Origin of the sequence: Streptococcus infantis (assembly GCF_047463615.1) — a bacterium.
Taxonomy (GTDB): Bacteria; Bacillota; Bacilli; order Lactobacillales; family Streptococcaceae; genus Streptococcus; species Streptococcus infantis_X.
In genome coordinates this window covers 30,618-54,302 of the sequence record NZ_JASHDO010000010.1, presented here as the reverse complement: position 1 = coordinate 54,302, position 23,685 = coordinate 30,618, and the positions used below count along the sequence as shown (strand labels likewise).

17 protein-coding genes and 1 other annotated feature are annotated in these 23,685 nt (G+C 39.1%); all 17 genes read left to right on the top strand.

Features of this window, described 5'->3' with window-relative positions; translation table 11 throughout:
- The first annotated feature begins 111 nt into the window (after positions 1 to 111).
- The 17 genes from QM874_RS08650 (at position 112) to pyk (ending at position 23,454) form a co-directional block, all read left to right on the top strand.
- A complete protein-coding gene (locus tag QM874_RS08650) occupies positions 112 to 2,565 on the top strand; it encodes a bifunctional DnaQ family exonuclease/ATP-dependent helicase (protein ID WP_414316979.1) in 2,454 nt (817 codons plus the stop codon).
- Positions 2,566 to 2,597: 32 nt separating this feature from the next.
- Positions 2,598 to 3,821 carry an FtsW/RodA/SpoVE family cell cycle protein gene (locus QM874_RS08645; RefSeq protein ID WP_414316978.1) on the top strand — a complete coding sequence of 408 codons (1,224 nt, stop codon included), beginning with the start codon at positions 2,598 to 2,600 and terminating at the stop codon, positions 3,819 to 3,821.
- 10 nt (positions 3,822 to 3,831) lie between these two features.
- Positions 3,832 to 4,383, top strand: coding sequence for a DJ-1 family glyoxalase III (locus QM874_RS08640; RefSeq protein ID WP_414316977.1), 552 nt, complete (start codon positions 3,832 to 3,834; stop codon positions 4,381 to 4,383).
- Positions 4,384 to 4,488: 105 nt separating this feature from the next.
- Positions 4,489 to 5,052: an HAD family hydrolase gene (locus tag QM874_RS08635; RefSeq protein ID WP_414316976.1), complete on the top strand. Its 564-nt coding sequence runs from the start codon at positions 4,489 to 4,491 to the stop codon at positions 5,050 to 5,052.
- Between the two features lie 14 nt (positions 5,053 to 5,066).
- A complete protein-coding gene (gene gyrB / locus QM874_RS08630) occupies positions 5,067 to 7,013 on the top strand; it encodes a DNA topoisomerase (ATP-hydrolyzing) subunit B (protein ID WP_414316975.1) in 1,947 nt (648 codons plus the stop codon).
- Between the two features lie 81 nt (positions 7,014 to 7,094).
- A complete protein-coding gene (gene ezrA / locus QM874_RS08625; RefSeq protein WP_414316974.1) occupies positions 7,095 to 8,822 on the top strand; it encodes a septation ring formation regulator EzrA in 1,728 nt (575 codons plus the stop codon).
- Between the two features lie 119 nt (positions 8,823 to 8,941).
- On the top strand, positions 8,942 to 10,333 hold the full coding sequence (gene pgdA / locus QM874_RS08620; RefSeq protein WP_414316973.1) for a peptidoglycan-N-acetylglucosamine deacetylase PgdA: 1,392 nt from the start codon (positions 8,942 to 8,944) through the stop codon (positions 10,331 to 10,333).
- A gap of 86 nt (positions 10,334 to 10,419) precedes the next feature.
- Positions 10,420 to 10,550 (top strand) — a sequence feature (ribosomal protein L20 leader region).
- Between the two features lie 15 nt (positions 10,551 to 10,565).
- Positions 10,566 to 11,096, top strand: a complete 531-nt coding sequence (gene infC / locus QM874_RS08615; RefSeq protein WP_006149857.1) for a translation initiation factor IF-3 — start codon at positions 10,566 to 10,568, stop codon at positions 11,094 to 11,096.
- 32 nt (positions 11,097 to 11,128) lie between these two features.
- Positions 11,129 to 11,329, top strand: a complete 201-nt coding sequence (rpmI, locus tag QM874_RS08610; protein ID WP_003003453.1) for a 50S ribosomal protein L35 — start codon at positions 11,129 to 11,131, stop codon at positions 11,327 to 11,329.
- Positions 11,330 to 11,379: 50 nt separating this feature from the next.
- Entirely contained in the window at positions 11,380 to 11,739 is a 360-nt protein-coding gene (rplT, locus tag QM874_RS08605; RefSeq protein ID WP_000124834.1) for a 50S ribosomal protein L20, read from the top strand.
- A gap of 180 nt (positions 11,740 to 11,919) precedes the next feature.
- A complete protein-coding gene (locus QM874_RS08600; RefSeq protein ID WP_414316972.1) occupies positions 11,920 to 13,584 on the top strand; it encodes an Hsp70 family protein in 1,665 nt (554 codons plus the stop codon).
- Between the two features lie 12 nt (positions 13,585 to 13,596).
- Positions 13,597 to 16,158 (top strand): J domain-containing protein, encoded by a 2,562-nt coding sequence (locus tag QM874_RS08595; RefSeq protein ID WP_414316971.1) that lies wholly within the window; start codon positions 13,597 to 13,599, stop codon positions 16,156 to 16,158.
- A gap of 90 nt (positions 16,159 to 16,248) precedes the next feature.
- Positions 16,249 to 16,635 (top strand): VOC family protein, encoded by a 387-nt coding sequence (locus QM874_RS08590; RefSeq protein ID WP_000157160.1) that lies wholly within the window; start codon positions 16,249 to 16,251, stop codon positions 16,633 to 16,635.
- A gap of 229 nt (positions 16,636 to 16,864) precedes the next feature.
- A complete protein-coding gene (locus QM874_RS08585; protein WP_414316970.1) occupies positions 16,865 to 17,575 on the top strand; it encodes a B3/4 domain-containing protein in 711 nt (236 codons plus the stop codon).
- 117 nt (positions 17,576 to 17,692) lie between these two features.
- Entirely contained in the window at positions 17,693 to 20,794 is a 3,102-nt protein-coding gene (locus tag QM874_RS08580) for a DNA polymerase III subunit alpha (RefSeq protein ID WP_414316969.1), read from the top strand.
- Between the two features lie 81 nt (positions 20,795 to 20,875).
- A complete protein-coding gene (gene pfkA, locus QM874_RS08575; RefSeq protein WP_414316968.1) occupies positions 20,876 to 21,883 on the top strand; it encodes a 6-phosphofructokinase in 1,008 nt (335 codons plus the stop codon).
- A gap of 65 nt (positions 21,884 to 21,948) precedes the next feature.
- On the top strand, positions 21,949 to 23,454 hold the full coding sequence (pyk, locus tag QM874_RS08570; RefSeq protein WP_414316967.1) for a pyruvate kinase: 1,506 nt from the start codon (positions 21,949 to 21,951) through the stop codon (positions 23,452 to 23,454).
- Positions 23,455 to 23,685: the final 231 nt, after the last annotated feature.

Below are 23,685 nucleotides of genomic sequence, written 5' to 3'. Positions count from 1 at the left end.
CTCCTTTTCTACACTTCTATTCAATCATTTTTTGAAAAAACTTGCAAGAAACTTGACCCATCCAATAAAGTTCATGGATGTCAAATGCTGTAAATTTTGATATAATTTTTAATGATGGATTTTAGAAATGATCGATATGTTGTCGTGGATTTAGAAGCGACCAGTACCGGAAGCAAGGCAAAAATTATCCAAGTAGGAATCGTGGTCATTGAAAATGGCGAGATTGTTGAACAATATGCAACGGATGTCAATCCCCACGAACCTTTGGATTCTCATATCAAAGAATTAACGGGCTTGACCGACCAGCGACTAGCAGAGGCACCAGAGTTTTCTCAGGTGGCTGGAAAAATTTTTGACTTGGTCAAGGACGGTGTTTTTGTTGCACACAATGTCCAGTTCGATGCCAATTTGTTGGCAGAATTTCTCTTTTTTGAGGGCTATGAATTGCGCACTCCCCGTATCGATACAGTCGAGTTGGCTCAGGTGTTTTATCCTCAGCTGGAAAAATATAACCTGGGGATTCTCTGCCAAGAGTTGGGTATTTCACTAGAAAAAGCCCATACAGCCCTATCAGATGCCCAAGCAACAGCAGAACTCTTTCTCTGTATGCGACAAAAAATGTTTCAATTGCCAAAAGGCTTATTGGAGCGCTTGTTAAGTTTGTCAGATGGTTTATTATATGAGTCTTATCTGGTCATTGAGGAAGTTTATCAGAAGCAGTCCATCCTTGTAGAACATGACTTAGTTGAGGTGCAGGGTCTGTTTTTGAAAAAGGAAAAACCAGCCCTTTCTCCACGCAAACTCTCAAAAGATTTCCAAACCAATATTGCCTTGTTGGATTTGGAAGATAGAGCCTCGCAAGCTAGCTTTGCTCAAAAGGTTCAAGATTTTCTACAGAATGAGAATCTTGCCTTTGTGCAAGCTCAGACCGGAATTGGGAAAACCTACGGCTATTTGTTGCCCGCTTTATCACAAGAAAACGAAAAAGGAATTCTACTTAGTGTTCCTACTAAAGTTTTACAAAATCAAGTCATGCAAGAAGAGGCTCGTAGATTGGAAGAGGTCTTTCACCTTTCGATTCATAGTCTTAAGGGACCAAAGAATTATCTTAAACTGGATGCCTTTCATCATGCACTAGAGGAAGAAGAGTCCAATCGCTTGTACACACGTTTCAAGATGCAACTTCTAGTTTGGTTGACCGAAACAGAAACTGGAGATTTGGATGAGATTGGACAGCTCTATCGCTACCAGCAGTTTTTACCAAATCTGGTGCATGATGGTAATCTTCCCAAAGCTTCTCTCTTTTGGTTAGAGGATTTTTGGAGACGGGGGCAGAAAAAAGCTCGCTCTTGCCAGCTACTTGTGACCAATCATGCCTATCTCGTTACCCGACTTGAGGATGATCCCAGTCTACTAGAGGGCCGTCTCTTGATCTTGGATGAGGCCCAGAAGATCTTATTAACTTTGGAAAATCTTTCGCAGAAGAGTTTCGTTTTAAACGACATAGTAGACCAGCTAGATCAAGCCTTAGTTCGAGAAAAAGGGACGCTTCAGAGACGCTTGATGGAGAGTATTCGCTTTGAGCTTTGTCACTTGATGGACCAGTTCCTATCTGGCAAACGAAGAATGTGCCCTGCGACAACCATGGCACAACTCCAACAGGATTTCTCTGAGCTAGACGTTCAAGGTTTCCAGGACTATCAGCGATTTTTCTGCACTGATGGAGAATTTTGTCTATCAGCCTCAGACTTGTCTAGCAAGAAGGTTGTCATTTCTTCCAGTCGCAATCAACGTCTGCTCTTTTCGGAGATTTTTCCAGAAAGCTGTCAGCTATTAGCTGTCTCTGCGACCTTGGAAATTAGTAGCAGAGTATCTTTACCAGAACTAATGGGATTCCCACATGCAGCCTTTGACAAATTGGATGAGAATTTTCAAGAAAATCAAGAAATCTTGGTTGTTAAGGATTTTCCATTGGTGACAGAAACCTCCCAAGAAGACTATGCTCAGGCTCTCGTGGAAGTGCTGGAAGATTTGTCCTATCTTGAGGAACCCATGCTCGTTTTATTCACTTCAAAAGACCTTTTGTTGCAGGTGTCTGACTCTCTATCTCAGCCTCATCTAGCCCAGTATAAGAACGGAGATCCTGCTCAACTCAAGAAACGATTTGAAAGAGGAGACTCTCAACTCTTGCTAGGGACAGGTAGTTTTTGGGAAGGAGTTGATTTTGCGACTCATCCTCGAGTGATTGAAGTGGTGACACGCCTGCCTTTCCAAAATCCAGAAGATCCCTTTACGAAAAAAATGAATCAGGAACTGCGTCTTGAAGGGAAAAATCCTTTCTACGACTATCAACTGCCGATGGCTATTATTCGCCTCAAACAAGCGATTGGTAGAACCATGCGTCGTCTTGGACAGCGCTCCTCTGTCCTGATCTTGGATAGCCGAATGACAAGCAAGCGATATGGAAAGCAGATTAGTAAGGCTTTGTCACAGACTAGTCGAGTGAGAGAAGTTGGCAAAGAGCAAGTATTCTCAAAAGTTCAAGAATTTTTACACAAACATTGAAATAAACATCTGAAAGAATGAAGGAGACCTTTATGAAACGTTCTCTCGACTCTCGAGTCGATTATAGTTTGATTCTACCAGTATTTTGTTTGCTGGTGATTGGAGTGGTAGCTATTTATATTGCTGTCAGCCATGACTATCCACATAATATCTGGCCCATTCTCGGTCAGCAACTAGCATGGATTGTCTTGGGAATTGTTATCAGCTTTGTAGTCATGTTCTTTAATACAAAATTTTTATGGCAGGCGACTCCCTATCTCTACGCCCTAGGTCTAGTCCTAATGGTCTTACCCTTAGTTTTCTATAACCCTAGTTTGGTCGCAGCAACAGGGGCGAAAAACTGGGTGTCAATTGGTGGAGTGACACTTTTCCAGCCTTCTGAATTTATGAAAATTTCCTATATTCTGATCTTGGCTCGGGTCATTGTTCAATTCACACAGAAACACAAGGAAAGTGAACGAACGATTCCTTTAGACTTCCTCTTGATACTGTGGATGATTATCTTCACGCTGCCAGTCTTAGGTTTACTGGCCCTACAGAGTGACCTAGGAACGGCCCTGGTCTTTGTCGCCATCTTTGCGGGCATGGTCTTGCTTTCTGGGGTATCATGGAAAATCATCATTCCAATTTTTGTAACAGCTGTATCGGGAATTGCAGGATTTTTGGCGATTTTTATCACAAAAGATGGGCGTGCTTTTATGCATCAGATCGGGATGCCAACCTATCAGATTAACCGTATCCTTGCCTGGCTCAATCCCTTTGATTATGCACAAACGACAACCTATCAACAGGCGCAAGGGCAAATCGCCATCGGTAGTGGAGGTTTGTTTGGTCAAGGATTTAATGTATCCAATCTCCTCATTCCCGTTCGTGAGAGTGATATGATTTTTACAGTCATTGCAGAAGATTTTGGTTTTATCGGATCTGTCCTTGTAATTACACTTTATCTCCTACTTATCTATCGAATGTTAAAAATCACTCTGAAGTCCAATAACCAATTTTATACCTACATTTCAACTGGATTTATTATGATGCTCTTGTTCCATATCTTTGAAAATATTGGGGCAGTGACGGGCCTCCTTCCTCTGACCGGGATTCCTCTGCCGTTCATTTCCCAAGGGGGATCAGCCATTATCAGTAATCTGATTGGTGTTGGTCTGCTTCTATCCATGAGTTATCAAACGCATCTAGCTGATGAAAAGAGCGGTAAGACAAGATTTAAACGGAAGAAAGTTGTTTTGAAAAAAGTTAAATAAGGAGTAAATCATGGCTAAAGTTGCAGTTATCTTAGCAGATGGCTTTGAAGAAATCGAAGCCCTAACAGTTGTGGACGTATTACGTCGTGCCAATATTACTTGTCATATGGTTGGTTTTGAAGCCCAAGTGACGGGATCACATGCCATCCAAGTACAAGCAGATCGTGTGTTTGATGGTGATTTATCTGAGTATGACATGATTGTCTTACCAGGAGGTATGCCAGGTTCAGCTCACTTGCGTGACAATGAGCAATTGATTGCTGAACTTCAAAAATGTGAGCAAGTTGGAAAAAAAGTAGCAGCCATTTGTGCAGCACCAATTGTACTGAATCGAGCCGGTCTCCTCAAGGACAAAGAGTTCACCTGCTATGATGGTGTCCAAGAGCAAATTGCTGATGGTCACTATCGAAAGGAAACAGTAGTTGTCGATGGTCACTTGATTACCAGTCGCGGTCCAGCAACTGCCCTTGCCTTTGCTTATAACTTAGTAGAACAACTTGGTGGAGATGCAAATGCTTTGAGAGAAGCCATGCTCTATCGTGATGTGTTTGGATTAGATTAACTAAAACGAGAGGAATCTATCAATTAGGGGATTCTTCTCGTTTTTTACTGTTAAAATAGAAGGAAATCGTCGCTTTTTTGATAAAAAAATGCTATAATGAAGGGTATGAAATATCACGATTACATCTGGGATTTAGGTGGAACTTTACTTGATAATTATGAGACTTCGACTGCGGCTTTTGTGGAAACATTAGCTCAATTTGGAATTGAAGAAGAACATGATAAAGTTTACAATGCCTTGAAAGTGTCAACTGCTTTTGCGATTGACCAATTTGCCCCAACAATAGAGTATTTTTTAGAAAAATATAAGAAAAACGAAGCGCGAGAGCTTGAACATCCTGCCTTGTTTGAGGGAGTACCTGCTTTATTGGAGGAAATCTCAGACCAGGGAGGACGGAACTTTTTAGTTTCGCATCGCAATGACCAAGTTTTGGATATCCTTGAAAAGACTGGTATTGCTGGCTATTTTACAGAAGTAGTAACAGCTAGCTCTGGTTTTAAGAGAAAACCAAATCCAGAGTCTATGATCTATTTGCGAGATAAGTACAAGATAAGCTCTGGTATCGTTATTGGTGACCGTCCTATCGATATTGAAGCTGGACAAGCAGCAGGCTTTGCGACGCATCTATTTGAAAATATCGTGACATTGAGACAAGTATTAGAAATTTAAGAAAAAGGAAAAAAATGACAGAAGAAATCAAAAACCAACAGGCACAGGATTATGATGCCAGTCAGATTCAAGTTTTGGAAGGTCTGGAAGCCGTTCGTATGCGTCCTGGTATGTATATCGGATCAACTGCCAAAGAAGGACTTCACCACCTTGTCTGGGAAATTGTAGATAACTCTATCGATGAGGCCTTGGCAGGATTTGCTAGTCACATCCAAGTCTTTATTGAACCAGATAACTCGATTACGGTTGTCGATGATGGACGTGGGATTCCAGTTGATATCCAAGAAAAAACTGGTCGACCTGCTGTTGAGACAGTCTTTACCGTTCTTCATGCCGGGGGTAAATTCGGCGGTGGCGGATACAAGGTTTCAGGTGGACTCCATGGTGTAGGTTCATCCGTTGTAAATGCCCTCTCAACTCAATTAGATGTTCATGTTCATAAAAATGGAAAAATCCATTATCAAGAATACCGTCGAGGGCATGTAGTAGCAGACCTTGAAGTGGTCGGTGATACGGATCGTACTGGAACAACCGTTCACTTCACACCAGATCCAGAGATTTTTACAGAAACTACTGAGTTTGACTTTGACAGATTAAACAAACGGGTGCAGGAACTTGCTTTCCTTAACCGTGGTCTTCAGATTTCTATTACAGATAAACGAGAAGGTCAAGAGCAAACCAAACATTACCACTACGAAGGTGGGATTGCTAGCTACGTTGAGTACATCAACGAAAACAAGGATGTCATTTTTGAAAATCCCATCTACACAGACGGTGAAATGGATGACATCACAGTCGAAGTCGCAATGCAGTACACAACGGGTTACCATGAAAATGTCATGAGTTTCGCCAACAACATCCATACCCATGAAGGTGGAACCCATGAACAAGGTTTCCGTACAGCCTTGACTCGTGTCATCAATGACTATGCTCGCAAGAACAAACTCCTAAAAGATAACGAGGATAACCTTACAGGTGAGGACGTCCGTGAAGGATTGACTGCTGTTATCTCTGTGAAGCATCCAAATCCTCAGTTTGAAGGACAAACGAAAACTAAACTTGGAAATAGTGAAGTTGTAAAGATTACCAACCGCCTCTTTAGTGAAGCATTTTCAGACTTCTTGATGGAAAATCCTCAGATTGCTAAACGCATCGTAGAAAAAGGGATTTTGGCTGCGAAAGCGCGGGTTGCTGCCAAGCGTGCGCGTGAAGTTACTCGGAAGAAATCTGGTTTAGAGATTTCAAACCTTCCAGGTAAGTTGGCAGATTGTTCCTCAAACAATCCAGCTGAAACTGAACTTTTCATCGTCGAAGGAGACTCAGCGGGAGGTTCTGCAAAGTCTGGTCGTGATCGTGAATTCCAAGCGATTTTACCAATTCGTGGTAAAATCCTCAACGTTGAAAAGGCCAGCATGGATAAGATTTTAGCTAATGAAGAAATCCGCAGTCTTTTCACAGCTATGGGAACAGGCTTTGGTGCTGAATTTGATGTCAGCAAGGCCCGTTACCAAAAACTGGTTATCATGACGGATGCCGATGTCGATGGAGCTCACATCCGTACCCTCTTGTTAACCTTGATTTATCGTTATATGAAACCCGTTTTAGAAGCAGGTTATGTTTATATCGCCCAACCACCAATTTACGGTGTTAAGGTCGGCAGTGAAATTAAAGAATACATCCAACCTGGGGCAGATCAAGAAATCCGTCTCCAGGAAGCCTTAGCTCGCTATAGTGAAGGTCGTGCCAAACCAACTATTCAGCGATATAAAGGTCTCGGAGAAATGGATGATCATCAGCTTTGGGAAACAACTATGAATCCTGAACACCGTCTCATGGCGCGTGTATCAGTGGATGATGCTGCAGAAGCAGATAAAATCTTTGATATGCTCATGGGTGACCGTGTAGAACCACGTCGAGAATTTATTGAAGAAAATGCTGTTTACAGTACGCTTGACGTCTAAAAAAATTGGGAAATAGTTCCCATGGTCTGAAAAATATGATATAATCATTACAATTGTTTCAAGTATAAAAAGGAGTTTGATATGTCTGATAATCTGTTGATTATTATTATGATTGTAATCGCGACTCTACTGATTATTGCTTATGTTGTAGCGATTTTGTTACGCAAACGCAATGAAGGTAGGCTTGCAGTACTAGAAGAAAGAAAGGAAGAGTTATATAACCTTCCAGTAAACGATGAAGTAGAAGCCGTTAAAAATATGCACCTGATTGGTCAAAGTCAGGTTGCCTTTAGAGAATGGAACCAAAAATGGGTAGACCTATCCCTCAACTCATTTGCGGATATTGAGAACAATCTCTTTGAAGCAGAAGGCTACAATAGCTCTTTCCGCTTCCTGAAAGCTCAACACAAAATTGACCAAATTGAAAGCCAAATTACTCTAATCGAAGAAGATATTGCATCTATCCGAAATGCTTTGGCAGAGTTAGAAAAACAAGAATCAAAAAACAGTGGCCGTGTCCTTCACGCTTTAGATTTATTTGAAAGCTTACAAATGACAGTTGCTGAAGATTCTGAAAAATATGGTCAAGCACTTCCTGAAATTGAAAGACAATTGGAGAACATCCAATCAGAGTTTTCTCAGTTTGTAACCTTGAACTCTTCAGGAGATCCAGTTGAGGCAGCAGGTATTTTGGATAATGCTGAAAATCATATCCTTGCCTTGACTCATATTGTGGATAGAATTCCTGCAATTGTTGCTGATCTAACAACTAGTCTACCAGACCAATTGGAAGATCTAGAGGCTGGCTATCGTAAGTTGCTTGATGCCAACTATCACTTTGTAGAAACTGACATTGAATCTCGTTTGCAGTTATTGTATGAAGCATTGAAGAACAACCAAGAAAATATTAAAAAATTGGAATTGGACAATGCTGAATATGAAAATACTCAGATTCAAGAAGAAATCAATGCTCTTTATGATATTTTTACGAGAGAGATTGCTTCCCATAAGGTTGTTGAGAACTTGTTAGCAACACTTCCAACCTATCTTGACCACTTAAAAGATAACAATCAGGTCTTGGTGAAAGATATTGAACGCTTGAGCAAGACCTACTTGATGTCTGAGAGTGATGTAAATCACGTCCGTCGTCTTCAAGCAGACCTAGATTCTTTAGAAATCACTATCAGTGATATGACCTCAGAACAAGAGGAATATTCTGAAGCTTACTCTGTATTAGAAGAACGTTTAGAAAATGTTCAAGCTACATTAAAAGAAATTGAAGATGATCAAGTTTCAGTTAGTGAACGTCTGGTGCAAATTGAAAAAGACGATGTCAACGCTCGTCAAAAAGCAAATGTCTACGTTAATCGCCTCCACACCATTAAGCGATACATGGAAAAGAGAAATCTTCCAGGAATACCACAGAACTTCTTGAAATTGTTCTTTGCAGCTAGCCACAGTACCGAAGACTTGATGGCAGAGTTAGAACAGTCGCAAGTCAACATTGAGTCTGTCAACCGTATCCTAGAAATCGCGACTCACGATATGGAAATTCTGGAAACAGAGACATACAGCATCGTACAATACGCTACCTTGACTGAACAATTGCTTCAATACTCTAATCGCTACAGATCATTTGATGAAGGGATCCAACAAGCCTTCCACGAATCTTTAGAAATCTTTGAAAATGCTTTTGATTATCAAGCAGCTTTCGAAAAGATTTCCCAAGCTTTGGAAGTAGCTGAACCAGGAGTAACAAATCGCTTCGTTTCTTCTTATGAAAAAACAAGAGAAACTATTCGTTTCTAATAAAATCAAAAAAAGTCCTATGGAAATCCAGGACTTTTCTTTTACCTTTCTTTTCCTAAAAAATGGACATTTTCCTATTTTTCATTGAAATTATAGTTTTGATTTGATATGATAAGACTATGACAAAAAAGAGAACTAACCGTAGAACAAACGACAAGAAGAAAAGAAATTTATGGATTACTGTGGGGCTTCTATTTTTCACAATCATAGCATTAGGTGGAACTATCGCTTATCAAGTTCTGACCAAGCAAGCTTTTGAACAAAGAATTGAAGCACTGAAAAAAGAAAAGGATGATTCCTATTTAAAAGGAAGTCAGAAGGACCATTTTCGTAAGGGGAAGACAGAGGTTGTCACCTATTATCCTATGACGGGGGACAAGGTCATTACCTCTGTTCAGGATATCATAGTAAAAGATATCACGGATAAGGTAGAAGATAAAGAACATTTGATCTTTTACTACTCTGAGAAAGATTCATCCTCTATCAAAGGTATTGAGAGTCACCTTATAAAAAAACAGGCCTATGACGTAAGTAATTCTAATGTTGTTGAATTGGAAAACACTTCATTGGAACAACTTTACCTTAAAGAAGATGGTAATCCTTTCACTCTTGATCAGCTCTTTACAGATGCCAGCAAGGCTAAGGAAAAGTTACTAGAGGATATCAAGACTACACTCCTTGACAAAAAGGTTGAGCAAACGCTTGTCGATCAAGTAATAGCTGATTTTTCAGCTATGGATTTGACAACCTGGAAGTTTGCCTATAAGGATAGCCAGTTGCTTCTTTACCCAACCAAACAATCGGGTAATGGAGAAGAAATTGCAATGCCGATCTCCAATTTCTTTGATTTTATCGAAGCATCTTACTTAACAGAAAAAGACGCAGAACTTTATAAAACTGTCCAAGCTGAGAAGAATAAAAAAGTAGTTGCTCTTACTTTTGATGATGGACCTGATGGAAATACAACACCACAGGCATTGGATACCTTGGCTAAATACAAAATTAAAGCAACTTTCTTTGTCCAAGGTAAGAACATCGCAGGAAATGAGGCAATTCTCAAACGTATGCAGGATGAAGGTCATGAAGTTGGAAACCATAGTTGGAACCACCCAGTCTTGACGCAACTTTCCCTAGAAGACGCCAAGAAACAAATTACGGATACAGAAGCTGCAATTACTAATGTCCTTGGAAAAAGTTCAAAATTGATGCGTCCGCCATATGGTGCGATTTCAGATGATATTCGCAATAGCCTTGATTTAAGTTTTATCTTATGGGATGTGGATAGTTTGGATTGGAAGAGTAAAAATGAAGCTGCTATTTTTACAGAAATCCAACACCAAGCGAGCGATGGGTCTATTATTTTATTACACGATATCCATCAGCCTTCAGTTAATTCGCTACCAAAAGTAATTGAGTATTTACAGGAACAAGGCTATAGTTTCGTGACTGTATCAGAGCTACTGAATACTCGTTTGAAGCCACATGAGATTTACTATTCTCGTAATCAATAGTTTGTAAGTCGATAAAATAGAAAAAAATTAAAAAAAGATAGTTTTTATCTTGACAAGTAGGGGAAAACTTGATATTATATAAAAGTTGAGAAAAGCAGAAGTGAGAACTTCTCGCCTTGCGACTAACGTTGTCTGGCCCCTACGGATCAAGTTTCAGAAATGAACTATAATCATGTAGTGCGGATTTGCGTTAGCAAGTCCGCTCTTGTTTTTCTCTAAACTAAAAAAAGAGGTGAAAACCATAGCAAAGCAAGACTTATTCATCAATGATGAAATTCGTGTACGCGAAGTTCGCTTAATCGGTCTTGAAGGTGAGCAATTGGGTATCAAACCACTAAGCGAAGCGCAAGCACTTGCGGACGAAGCTAATGTGGACTTGGTTCTCATTCAACCTCAAGCTAAACCTCCTGTTGCAAAAATTATGGACTACGGCAAGTTCAAATTTGAGTACCAGAAGAAACAAAAAGAACAACGCAAGAAACAAAGCGTTGTTACCGTGAAAGAAGTTCGTTTGAGCCCAGTTATTGACAAGGGTGACTTCGAAACTAAACTTCGCAATGCTCGCAAATTCCTTGAAAAAGGGAATAAAGTGAAGGTATCCATTCGCTTTAAGGGGCGTATGATCACCCATAAAGAGATTGGTGCAAAAGTTTTAGCCGACTTCGCTGAAGCAACTCAAGATATTGCTATCATCGAACAACGTGCTAAAATGGATGGACGCCAAATGTTCATGCAGTTGGCCCCAGCAACTGACAAAAAATAATTGTCAGAAAGTTAAATAAAGGAGAAAAAATCATGCCAAAACAAAAAACACACCGCGCATCAGCTAAACGTTTCAAACGTACAGGTTCTGGTGGACTTAAACGTTTCCGTGCTTACACATCTCACCGTTTCCACGGAAAAACTAAAAAACAACGTCGTCATCTTCGTAAAGCATCTATGGTGCATGCAGGAGATTTCAAACGTATCAAAGCAATGCTTACTCGCTTGAAATAATCGAGTATTTGTAAGTAAAGAATTCTAGGAAATATTTGGAGGAAATATAAATGGCACGTGTTAAAGGTGGCGTTGTATCACGCAAACGTCGTAAACGTATTCTTAAATTAGCAAAAGGTTACTATGGAGCTAAACATATCTTGTTCCGTACTGCAAAAGAACAAGTAATGAACTCTTACTACTATGCATACCGTGACCGTCGTCAAAAGAAACGTGACTTCCGTAAATTGTGGATCACACGTATCAACGCGGCAGCTCGTATGAACGGACTTTCATACTCACAATTGATGCATGGTTTGAAATTGGCTGAGATCGAAGTTAACCGTAAAATGCTTGCTGACTTGGCTGTTAACGATGCAGCAGCTTTCACAGCTCTTGCAGATGCAGCTAAAGCAAAACTTGGTAAATAATTATTAAAAGTTTCATTCTGGCTCTTTTGGTTTTTAACCATTGGAGTTGGATTGAAACTTTTTCTTTTTCTTTTAATACTTATAAATTGGATTTAAATATAGGAGGAAAGATTTACTATTCAAAAGTAGGAGTTTTCCTGTATAATAGAAATATCTAGAAAAAGATGGAGTTTAGACAAGATGATTGTAGGTATTGATTTAGGAACGACTAACTCTTTGGTAGGTGTTTATCAAGATGGTCAAGTAAAACTAATTCCAAATGCATTTGGAGAATATTTAACTCCATCTGTTGTTGCATTGGACGATAATGACCAAATCATTGTAGGGAAAATTGCAAAGGAACGATTGGTTACTCATCCAGATAAAACAATTGCTCAATTTAAACGCTTTATGGGAACCAGTCATAAAATCTTATTGGGAAATAGCTCTTATACGGCTGAAGAATTAAGTTCTTTTATTATTCGTAAGTTGGTAGATGATGCAGAGACTTTCCTTGGTGAAAAAGTAGATGAAGTCATTGTCAGTGTACCAGCTTATTTTAACGATGCTCAACGTTATGCGACAAAACTAGCAGGAAAATTTGCAGGTATTAAAATTGACCGCATTATTAATGAACCATCCGCAGCTGCTCTTGCTAAAAAATTAGAGACTGAGATTGATGATGCCTCTTTTATCGTAGTCGATTTTGGTGGTGGGACGCTGGATATCTCAGTAGTTGAGTTGTTTGATAATGTTGTTGAGATTGTTTCTATCGCAGGAGATAATCGCTTGGGAGGAGAAGACTTCACTGCAACAATTGCTGAGGAATTCATGGATGTTAATCAATTAAAAAAGGAGTCTATTTCGCGAGAGTTCTATAGTAAAATCCTACTACAGGCTGAGAAAACAAAATTAGACTTAAATGAAAAAGAAGAAGTCCGGATGTCCGTCTTTGACCATAATAAAGAATATCAGCTCGACTTAAGCTATCAACGTTTTTACGAACTTTGTCAGCCCCTACTAGTGCGCATTAAGGCTGTTTTGGATCGAGCCTTGATGGATGCTCGCAATAGTCAGGTTTCATCTGATAATTTTATTCTTGTTGGAGGTACTTCAAAATTAAGATTGGTGCAAGATTTTCTATCATTCTGTATCAATCAAGAGGTTGAAGTATCAGGGGATCCTGATAAAATGATTGCACAAGGGTGTGCCCTTCTTGCAGGAATCAAGGAGCGTCAGGGAGAAATACGTGACTTACTGCTGTCTGATATCTGCCCATTTACACTTGGAATTGAGATTGTTGGTGGTCATTTTTCACCAATTATCGAGCGTAATTCTACTTTACCTACATCACGTGTTGAACAATATTACACATCAGAACTGGGACAAAGTCATGTGAAAGTACAGGTCTATCAAGGAGAGATGATGAAGGCTTCTCAAAACTTGTTCCTGGGGGAACTTGATGTTCCAGTTCCCATCAATCATAAGGAACATGAAGGGCTTACTGTTCGCTTTACCTATGATTTGAATGGTATTTTAGATGTTGAAGTGAAGATAGATACAACACAGGAAGTTTTCAATCATGTCATCTTGCAAGAGAGCATTACTTTGACAGATCAAGAAATTAAGGAAACACAAGACGCCTTGGCTCGTTATAAGATTAATGCTCAGGAAACAGAGGTCTATCGCTTCTTGATTGAGAAAGCCAATCGTCTCTACAGCATGATTTTAGGAGTAAAAAGGGAAGAACTGATGACAGCCACAAGGCAATTTGAGGAAGATGTTAAACATTCCTCTATTCACCATCTTCCTAAAATCTATCAAGCTTTCTCTAGTTACTTGGAACTTTTAGAGAGAGGATTATAGGAAGGCGATGGTATGAATATTTGGAAAATTTTAGGGATAGAGCCAACTCAAGATGTCAAGGTTATCAGGAGACGCTACGCTGAACTGGTTCGCTTATACCATCCAGAAGACCAACCGGAACTTTATCAAGAAATTGTTCAAGCTTACCAAGAAGCTTTAGCTTATGCACGATCTAGTAAAATTGGCCAAGAATCTGATACAAGAACTGGTTTTGAACAGCATCAATGGCAGAGACAAGAGAAGTCAAATGAAACAAGAGTGAATTCACCCAACTTTGATACTTTTGAGTATGAAAAGGAATCACAGCAGGAGCAAGAAGAATCAAGCTCGCTTGATTTTAGCGACTATAGAGATACTGCCTATTTAATTCGAACATCTATTGATAGTATATTAGGGAATGCTGACTATAGCTTTGAAGAGCAAGCAAATCTGTGGCAGCAGTTCTTTTACCATTACCGCTATAGCATGAATATTGTAAAAGCAGTCCTCGAAGAAATGGATGTCTATATTTTCAATCGATATGAACATTTTGCTATCTTACTTCCTCTCTTAGAAGAATATATGATCGATTATCGAGACTGGGGCTACTATTATAAGCTCAAGTATTGGCAAAATCGAAGGGCTATTGCCAAAGAAAATGGCAGTCCTATGGAAACTGCAAAAAAGGAAACTGATCAATTTTACGATTCTTATCTTTGGTGTCAAGATATTTTGAATGATTGTCAAAAAGCAAATCAAATCAGAACTTGGATAGATTACTTTAAACACCCTTATGTTTCTAGCATAGTTCTCTTTCAAGTGAATCGAAAATGCCAAATAATCGAGAGTATTTCAGTTTTAAGCTACATTCTTGAGAAAATCAAGCAAAATTTAGATGAAGTGGATGAAGATTCCTACGAACAATTAGTAGCTTACATTGAGGTATTAAAAGAGGAATCGAATGAAAAGATTGATTTACAACAATTCTCTCTCGCAGATTCTGAAGAGGTTGAGCTAGCCTTTTATCATCTCCTCTATGCTTACTATTCTGATGAATATAGCCTTTTACGAGATTGGCAAACCCTATTTGAGCAGGTAGAGGACAAATCAATATTACTTGCTTTATTAGAAAAGATTGATGTCTATCCTCTAACAAATACTAAAGTTTTGTCTCTGATTCTTCCATTTGTAGAGAACTACAGTACTGAAAAAGATAGTTTCTATTTGAAGAAACTGCAATTCTGGAAAATTGTTCAATCTTATCCTGCTCTAGTACAGGAATTTGAACTAAATAAAAAAGAAAATTTTGAGTACTGGTATCATGAGGGCTATCTTCTTGTAGAAAGGATAATAAGTAGTGATGATCTCATCAATGACTGGGATAAGTGGAAGGAATATCTTAAAGTCAAACCTCGAATAATTACTGTCTTTTTGGAGCAGTTGTATAGGGAGTATCATCGCTTCAAAGATGGACAACTCTTGAGATATATTCTTGGAGTATTTCCTACGTCAAAAATATCCCCTCAGATGATGACAGAGGAAACCGATCAAAAACTAGAAGAGATGACTGCTTATGCCTACGAACTCTGTTATCCCAAGTCAATAGTACCTTTTATGATTTGGGAAAAGGGACTATCTGCAATAAACAAGCACCTTTTGGCTATCTTTGGGCTTCTGACTATTTTTAGTCTGATACAAAGTTTCAATGAAAAAGCTGGTTCTAATACCTGGGTCTATATTGGTATGCTATCACTTTTTTACTTCTTTTTATTGAAAAGGCAACAAAGAATTATCGAAGCAGGGTTGATTGCAAGATGGATAAAACCAAAATTGTACTACAACTTAACTTTTTGGGTTCTAGGAATTTTGTCTCTTATCTTTTTCCTCCCTTCATTACCTCTTGGATTAATGGCTGCTCTATGTTTCATTACTCTTTTTACTTTCATTGGTGATCTAAAAGTGGATAGTAAAATTATTTGGGATTATCCTATTGATAAAATCCATTCTGTTGGTTTTTTGCTGACTACTGGATTCATAACCTCCTTAATATTGCATAACGAATTCGTTATTGCTGTGCTATTCCTGTATTTCTTTCTATTTATAAATGTTTTTTTCCTCTTCTTATATAAATTCATAGATTTCAGTGTGCCTGCTTCTGCGAAGGAAGTCGGTATTAAGGAAGTTGGGATCCCTTGTTTTTTGAGTTTGCAATTGTTTCGTTTAGTACCATATTTTGAAAACCGAGTGAACTTGTTTAGTCCACTTATAATGAGTAAAGAAACATTTTCCTTAAGCTTATTACTATTTATAAATGCAATTGCCTTGTCTTACTTTACAAAAGAGAGGCGCTCGACTTTAGCTGTTAAAAAAATCTTTATGATTTATAGCTTACAACTCTTCATTTTCTTAAGACGTTTTTATAGAATTTTCTTTGGGCCGGCGTTAGAGCTACTTAGCAAACAAATTGAACCAGATATTCTTTTACAGAACAGTGAGTTTGCCTTCTTCTTTCTAGAAGTAGTCTTTATCCTCTTGTTGATAGTCCTTGTACGAAATATTCGTAAGGAAAATGGTGAGAGTACTGACTGGAACTGAAGTATTGAGTAAAGATCTATGGTTTAATTTCCTAGTAAATTTTCCTAAATAAGAGTATAATAGAATTATTAAAATGAAAGAGGTAATGAAATGGCTTCTAAAATGCTACACACTTGCTTGCGAGTTGAAAATCTTGAAAAATCAATCGCTTTTTATCAGGATGCTTTTGGTTTTAAGGAATTACGTCGTAGAGACTTTCCAGACTATGCATTCACTATTGTTTATCTTGGACTTGAAGGTGATGATTATGAGTTGGAGTTGACTTACAACTATGATCATGGACCTTATGTTGTCGGTGACGGTTTTGCTCACATCGCCCTAAGTACACCTGATCTTGAGGCTCTTCACAAAGAACATAGCGACAAAGGATACGAAGTGACAGCACCTAATGGACTTCCAGGGACTCAACCAAACTATTACTTTATCAAAGATCCAGATGGATACAAGGTAGAAGTGATTCGTGAAAATTCATTATAGTTCGTGAGAGTGGGACAGAAATCGGTAATTCGTTAGAATTCGATTTCGTCGTCCCACCTCCGCACAGTTGAGTAGGGCTGTAAAAGCTGATGAAATCAGTGTAGTAGAGCCCACTCAACCACTGCGTCTTGCTCGAAAATCCAAAGATAATTGAGAGGCTAGGACTTTTGTCCCAGACTCTTTTTTTGAATTTGTGGTAGAATGAAAGAAAAAGAATGGAGACAAGGTCATGAAAGTTCATGTAAAAGATGATTTTTGGCAACTATTTCCAGATGCTCAAATCTCTGTATTGGTGGTAAAAGGTCTCAACAATACTATTGATGAGAATGAGGATCCATATTTTAAAGCTTTACTAGATGAAGGAGCAAAAAAAGCTCAGACTTTTATAGCAGATGAAAATTTCACTCAGAATGAAGTGATTCAAGAATGGCGTCAGGCATTCACAAAATTCAAAACCAAAAAAGGTGCTCGTTCTTCTATCGAAGCCTTATTAAAGCGTGTAAGTCAAGGAAGAGAATTTAATCCAATAAATCCTTTGGTAGATATCTATAATAGTGTTTCACTTTCTTACGCTGTTCCTTGTGGGGGAGAGGATTTAGCTAAGATTGTTGGTGACTTATGTCTTGGGAGAGCTCAAGGGAATGAATCCTTCTTTCCACTAGGGGCTGAAAGTGATGCTCCTGCCTTAGCTGATGAAATGATTTATTTTGATGAACAAGGTGCGGTTTGTCGGTGTTTAAACTGGCGTGAAGCCCAAAGAACCATGTTAACAGAAGAAACCAAAGATGCTGTTTTAGTCATTGAAGCTATCAATGAAGAACAGGCATCAAGAGCTCGGGAAGCAATGCTAGAATTACATACTAAAATTGAGGAATATTTCGGTGTTAGTGGCAAGATCAGTCACCTGACAGCTACAAATCCTATCTTGGAAATAGAATGATAAGTGAGAATCACAGTTAATTCAGCTGTGGTTCTTTTTTCTACAAGGGAAGAAAGAAATTGTTTTTCTATTTTCTAAAATGGTATAATATAAGAAGAAAAAGGGAGGTGATAGCGAGTGATTGCACAACTTGATACAAAAACGGTTTATAGTTTCATGGAGAGTATGATTTCCATTCAGAAGTATGTTGACCAAGGGAAAGCATACGGCTACTCAGCACTTGGAATCATGGATGTTGACAATCTCTATGGAGCCTATTATTTTATCAAAGAGTGCCAAAAGCAAGGAATCCAGCCCTTATTAGGACTTGAGATGACCGTTCATCATAAGAAGGAACTGATTGATCTGCGCTTTCTAGCCCTATCAAATCATGGTTATCGAAATCTCATGAAACTTTCGAGTCAAAAAATGACAGGTAAAAAGGAATGGACTGATTTTTCTCCCTATCTAGAAGATGTTTGTGTTATTGTTCCCTATTTCCATGAAATAGCTCACTTAGATTTGGGACATGATTATTATATCGGGGTGTATCCAGATACAGCTCAGTCGAATTTTTCTCAACCCATCCTACCACTTTATCGTGTTAATTCTTTCGAACCTGAGGATTTAGAAACGCTTCAAATGCTCAAGGCGATTAAGGAAAATGTGACCTTACGAGAGGTAGATGTTCAAGCGCAACAAGGCTTGTTTTTACCTGCTGACCGTTTAGAACAGATTTTTTTAGAGAAATTTCCACTCGCGCTTGAAAATCTTGCAAGATTAATCAAGGAAGCTTCCTATGAGATTGATAGTAGCCTCAAGCTTCCTCGTTTCAATCCAGAGAGACCAGCTGTTGAGGAATTAAGGGAGAGAGCTATTAAGGGCTTGGAACAGAAAGGCTTACTAGATTCAGTTTATCAGTCTCGTTTGGAAGAAGAACTATCTGTGATTCATGACATGGGATTCGATGACTATTTCTTGGTTGTCTGGGATCTCTTACGTTTTGGTCGTTCTCAGGGTTATTATATGGGAATGGGACGTGGGTCTGCAGTTGGAAGTCTAGTGGCCTATGCCTTAAATATTACTGGTATTGATCCTGTAGCTAAGAATCTTATCTTTGAGCGCTTTTTAAATCGTGAACGTTATACCATGCCCGATATCGATATTGATATTCCCGATATCTATCGTCCAGAGTTTATTCGCTATGTTCGTGACCGTTATGGTAGTATTCACGCTGCTCAGATTGTCACCTACTCAACCTTTGGTGCTAAACAGGCCATCAGAGATGTTTTTAAACGGTATGGTGTTCCCGAGTATGAGTTGACATCCATAACCAAAAAAATTGGATTTAAAGATACCTTGACAAGCGCCTATGAAGGGAATCTAGGATTTAGACAACTGATTCAAGGTAAGATTGAGTACCAAAAGGCTTTTGAAATTGCTAAAAATATAGAAGGCTATCCTCGGCAAACTTCCATCCATGCTGCGGGTATCGTGATTAGTGACAAAAATCTAACGGACTATATTCCTCTTAAGTATGGTGAGGATATGCTCATTACCCAGTATGATGCTCATGGAGTTGAAGGAAATGGCTTGCTCAAGATGGATTTCTTGGGCTTACGAAACCTCACCTTCGCTCAAAAAATGCAGGAGCTCTTATTTGAAACTCAAGGAATTCAGCTAAAGATTGAGGATATTGACCTTGAGGATAGGGAAACTTTGGCTCTTTTTGCAGCTGGGAAGACAAAGGGAATCTTTCAGTTTGAACAACCTGGTGCTATTCGCTTATTAAAGCGCGTGAAGCCTGAAAGCTTTGAAGAAGTAGTGGCAACGACTTCTCTTAACAGACCTGGAGCAAGCGACTATATCGATAACTTTGTTGCTAGAAAACATGGCAAAGAAAAGGTAACAGTTCTTGATCCTGTGCTAGAAGATATTTTAGCTCCTTCCTATGGTATCATGCTCTATCAAGAGCAGGTGATGCAAGTAGCCCAACGCTACGCTGGCTTTAGTCTTGGAAAGGCCGATATTTTACGTCGGGCTATGGGGAAAAAGAATGCTGCGGAAATGCATCAAATGCAAGAGAGCTTCATTCAAGGTGCCCTTAAAAAAGGCCACGGAGCAGAGCAGGCTCAGCAGGTTTTTGCTGTCATGGAAAAATTTGCTGGTTATGGTTTTAACCGTTCCCATGCCTATGCTTATGCAGCTTTAGCCTTTCAGCTTGCCTACTTTAAGACACATTATCCAGCAATCTTCTATCAAGTAATGCTCAATTATGCAAGTGGAGACTATATCCTCGATGCTCTTGAGATGGGCTTTGAACTTGCGCCCTCATCTATCAATACGGTACCTTTTCAGGACAAGCTGGCAGAAAAAACAGTTCATTTGGGCTTAAAGAGTATCAAGGGAATGCCTCGTGATTTTGCCTATTGGATCTTAGACAATCGTCCTTTTACAAGTGTTGAAGATTTTGTCACACGCTTACCTAAAAATTATCAGAAATTAAGTCTATTGACACCTCTGGTCGAGATTGGTTTATTTGATAGTTTTGAAAAAAATCGCCAAAAAATCTTATCCAACTTACCTACTCTGTTCATTTTTGTGGAAGAACTAGGAAGTTTATTTGCTGATAGTAGTTACAATTGGATTGAGACTGAAGATTTTACAGAAGTTGAGAAGTTCCGTAAGGAGCAGGAGTGGTTAGGAGTTGGGATCAGTCAGCATCCTTTGGTACAGTTATCTAAGAATCCTTTATACCCCATCACAAGCTTAAGAGAGCTATCTGAAGGACAAGCGACTACTGTTCTTGTTGAGATCCAATCTATTCGTGTCATTCGGACAAAAAAAGGTGAAAATATGGCCTTCTTACAAGTCAGTGATAGTAAGACTAAGTTAGAAGTTACAGTATTTGCAGATCGATACCGGCAATTCAAAGATTTTCTACACGAAGGAAGCTTCTACTATCTAAATGGAAAAGTTCAGGCTAGAGATGGTCGTCTTCAACTAATCTTAAATAGTCTCAAAGAAGCAGTGAGTGAGCGTTTTTGGATTCAGGTAGCTAATCATGATCATGATTCTGAAATTTATCATATTTTAGATCAGAATAAGGGACAAATTCCTGTTGTCATTCGTTATGAAAATGAACAAAAAAATGTTCTTTTGCCTGGTTATTTAGTTGCAAAAGACGCTGGTTTACAGGAATCTTTGAGTAAGATTGTTATGAAAACGATTTATCGTTAAAAATCAATGAAAATAAAAGAATTTTAACTTTAAATATGGTATAATCAGTTAGAATGTTAAAAGAAAAAGGAGCAAAACCAAATGAAACGTATTGCTGTTTTGACTAGTGGTGGGGACGCCCCTGGTATGAATGCTGCTATCCGTGCAGTAGTTCGTCAAGCAATCTCAGAAGGAATGGAAGTTTTTGGTATCTATGATGGATACGCTGGTATGGTTGCTGGTGAGATTTATCCACTTGATGCTGCTTCAGTAGGAGACATCATTTCACGTGGTGGTACCTTCCTTCACTCTGCTCGTTACCCTGAGTTTGCACAACTTGAAGGTCAACTTAAAGGGATTGAGCAATTGAAAAAACACGGCATCGAAGGTGTCGTGGTTATCGGTGGTGACGGTTCTTATCATGGAGCTATGCGCCTGACTGAGCATGGATTCCCTGCTATTGGACTTCCTGGAACAATCGATAACGATATCGTAGGTACTGACTTTACAATCGGATTTGACACTGCAGTAACAACTGCAATGGATGCCATCGATAAGATTCGTGATACATCATCAAGTCACCGTCGTACTTTCGTTGTTGAAGTAATGGGACGTAACGCTGGGGATATCGCTCTTTGGGCAGGTATTGCAACAGGTGCTGACGAAATTATTATCCCTGAAGAAGGCTTCAAATTTGAAGATATCGTAGCAAGCATCAAATCTGGATATGAACACGGTAAAAAACACAACATTATCGTTTTAGCAGAAGGTGTCATGTCAGCAGCTGAATTTGGTCAAAAACTAAAAGAAGCTGGAGATACAAGCGATCTTCGTGTGACAGAACTTGGTCACATCCAACGTGGTGGTTCACCAACTGCTCGTGACCGTGTATTGGCATCTCGTATGGGCGCACATGCTGTTAAACTCCTTAAACAAGGAATCGGTGGTGTTGCTGTCGGTATTCGCAATGAGAAAATGGTTGAAAATCCAATTCTTGGAACTGCAGAAGAAGGAGCTTTATTTAGCCTAACAGCTGATGGTAAGATCGTTGTTAACAACCCTCACAAAGCTGATATTGAACTTTCTGCTTTAAACAAGAGCTTGTCTTAATCAACTTTAACTAATCTGGTAAAATGACCATAAAAGGTCGAATTATATAAAGGAGTCACAAAATCATGAACAAACGTGTAAAAATCGTTGCAACATTGGGTCCAGCGGTAGAAATCCGTGGTGGTAAGAAATACGGTGAAGATGGATACTGGAGTGGTAAACTTGATGTTGAAGAATCAGCACAAAATATCGCTAAATTGATCGAAGCTGGAGCTAACACTTTCCGCTTCAACTTCTCACACGGTGACCATCAAGAACAAGGTGACCGTATGGCTACTGTTAAACTTGCAGAAAAAATTGCAGGTAAAAAAGTTGGTTTCCTTCTTGATACAAAAGGTCCAGAAATCCGTACAGAATTGTTCGAAGGCGACGCTAAAGAATATTCTTACGTAACTGGTGAAAAAATCCGTGTTGCTACTAAACAAGGTATCCAATCAACTCGTGAAGTTATTGCCTTGAACGTAGCTGGTGGTCTTGACATCTATGATGATGTTGAAGTTGGACGCCAAGTATTGATTGACGATGGTAAACTTGGTCTTCGTGTTATCGAAAAAGACGATGCAGCTCGCGAATTTGTCGTAGAAGTTGAAAACGATGGTATCATCGCTAAACAAAAAGGTGTGAACATCCCTAACACTAAAATTCCTTTCCCAGCACTTGCTGAACGTGATAACGACGATATCCGCTTCGGTCTTGAGCAAGGAATCAACTTCATCGCGATTTCATTCGTACGTACTGCAAAAGACGTTAACGAAGTTCGTGCAATCTGTGAAGAAACTGGGAACGGACATGTTCAATTGTTCGCTAAAATCGAAAACCAACAAGGTATCGACAACTTGGATGAAATCATCGAAGCTGCTGACGGTATCATGATCGCTCGTGGTGACATGGGTATCGAAGTACCATTCGAAATGGTTCCAGTTTACCAAAAAATGATCATTACTAAAGTGAACGCTGCTGGTAAAGTTGTTATCACTGCAACAAACATGCTTGAAACAATGACTGAAAAACCACGTGCAACTCGTTCAGAAGTATCAGACGTATTTAACGCTGTTATTGACGGAACTGACGCAACAATGCTTTCAGGTGAGTCAGCAAATGGTAAATACCCACTTGAGTCTGTTCGTACAATGGCAACTATCGATAAGAATGCTCAAACTCTTCTTAACGAATACGGACGTTTGAACTCAGATTCATTTGAACGTAACTCTAAGACAGAAGTTATGGCTTCAGCAGTTAAAGATGCTACAAACTCAATGGATATCAAATTGGTTGTAACTCTTACTAAGACTGGTCACACAGCACGTTTGATCTCTAAATACCGTCCAAATGCTGATATCTTGGCATTGACATTCGACGAATTGACAGAACGTGGATTGATGTTGAACTGGGGTGTTATCCCAATGTTGACAGATGCTCCATCATCAACTGACGACATGTTCGAAATCGCAGAACGTAAAGCAGTTGAAGCAGGTCTTGTACAATCTGGTGACGATATCGTTATCGTTGCAGGTGTACCACTTGGTGAAGCTGTTCGTACAAACACAATGCGTATCCGTACTGTACGTTAATCCAATATTAAAAAGCCTATCATATCAAGCTTCATCGCTTGTATGATAGGTCTTTTTTGTATCAGAGGGACAAAACTTTTTTTTCCTATTTGATGATATTGAATCTAAAAGATCTAAAACTGCATTCTCCATGTTTTTAGTCATGTGAGTGGAGCTTTCATTGGTCACTTCAGTATCTTAATGGTTAATCTTAGCAAGGATTGTTTTTAAAGAAAAGTTGTTACAATAAAA

Coding starts and splice junctions, on each gene's coding strand:
- QM874_RS08650 (WP_414316979.1), top strand. CDS start 112: ATGATGGATTTTAGAAATGATCGATATGTTGTCGTGGATTTAGAAGCG.
- QM874_RS08645 (WP_414316978.1), top strand. CDS start 2,598: ATGAAACGTTCTCTCGACTCTCGAGTCGATTATAGTTTGATTCTACCA.
- QM874_RS08640 (WP_414316977.1), top strand. CDS start 3,832: ATGGCTAAAGTTGCAGTTATCTTAGCAGATGGCTTTGAAGAAATCGAA.
- QM874_RS08635 (WP_414316976.1), top strand. CDS start 4,489: ATGAAATATCACGATTACATCTGGGATTTAGGTGGAACTTTACTTGAT.
- gyrB (WP_414316975.1), top strand. CDS start 5,067: ATGACAGAAGAAATCAAAAACCAACAGGCACAGGATTATGATGCCAGT.
- ezrA (WP_414316974.1), top strand. CDS start 7,095: ATGTCTGATAATCTGTTGATTATTATTATGATTGTAATCGCGACTCTA.
- pgdA (WP_414316973.1), top strand. CDS start 8,942: ATGACAAAAAAGAGAACTAACCGTAGAACAAACGACAAGAAGAAAAGA.
- rpmI (WP_003003453.1), top strand. CDS start 11,129: ATGCCAAAACAAAAAACACACCGCGCATCAGCTAAACGTTTCAAACGT.
- rplT (WP_000124834.1), top strand. CDS start 11,380: ATGGCACGTGTTAAAGGTGGCGTTGTATCACGCAAACGTCGTAAACGT.
- QM874_RS08600 (WP_414316972.1), top strand. CDS start 11,920: ATGATTGTAGGTATTGATTTAGGAACGACTAACTCTTTGGTAGGTGTT.
- QM874_RS08595 (WP_414316971.1), top strand. CDS start 13,597: ATGAATATTTGGAAAATTTTAGGGATAGAGCCAACTCAAGATGTCAAG.
- QM874_RS08590 (WP_000157160.1), top strand. CDS start 16,249: ATGGCTTCTAAAATGCTACACACTTGCTTGCGAGTTGAAAATCTTGAA.
- QM874_RS08585 (WP_414316970.1), top strand. CDS start 16,865: ATGAAAGTTCATGTAAAAGATGATTTTTGGCAACTATTTCCAGATGCT.
- pfkA (WP_414316968.1), top strand. CDS start 20,876: ATGAAACGTATTGCTGTTTTGACTAGTGGTGGGGACGCCCCTGGTATG.
- pyk (WP_414316967.1), top strand. CDS start 21,949: ATGAACAAACGTGTAAAAATCGTTGCAACATTGGGTCCAGCGGTAGAA.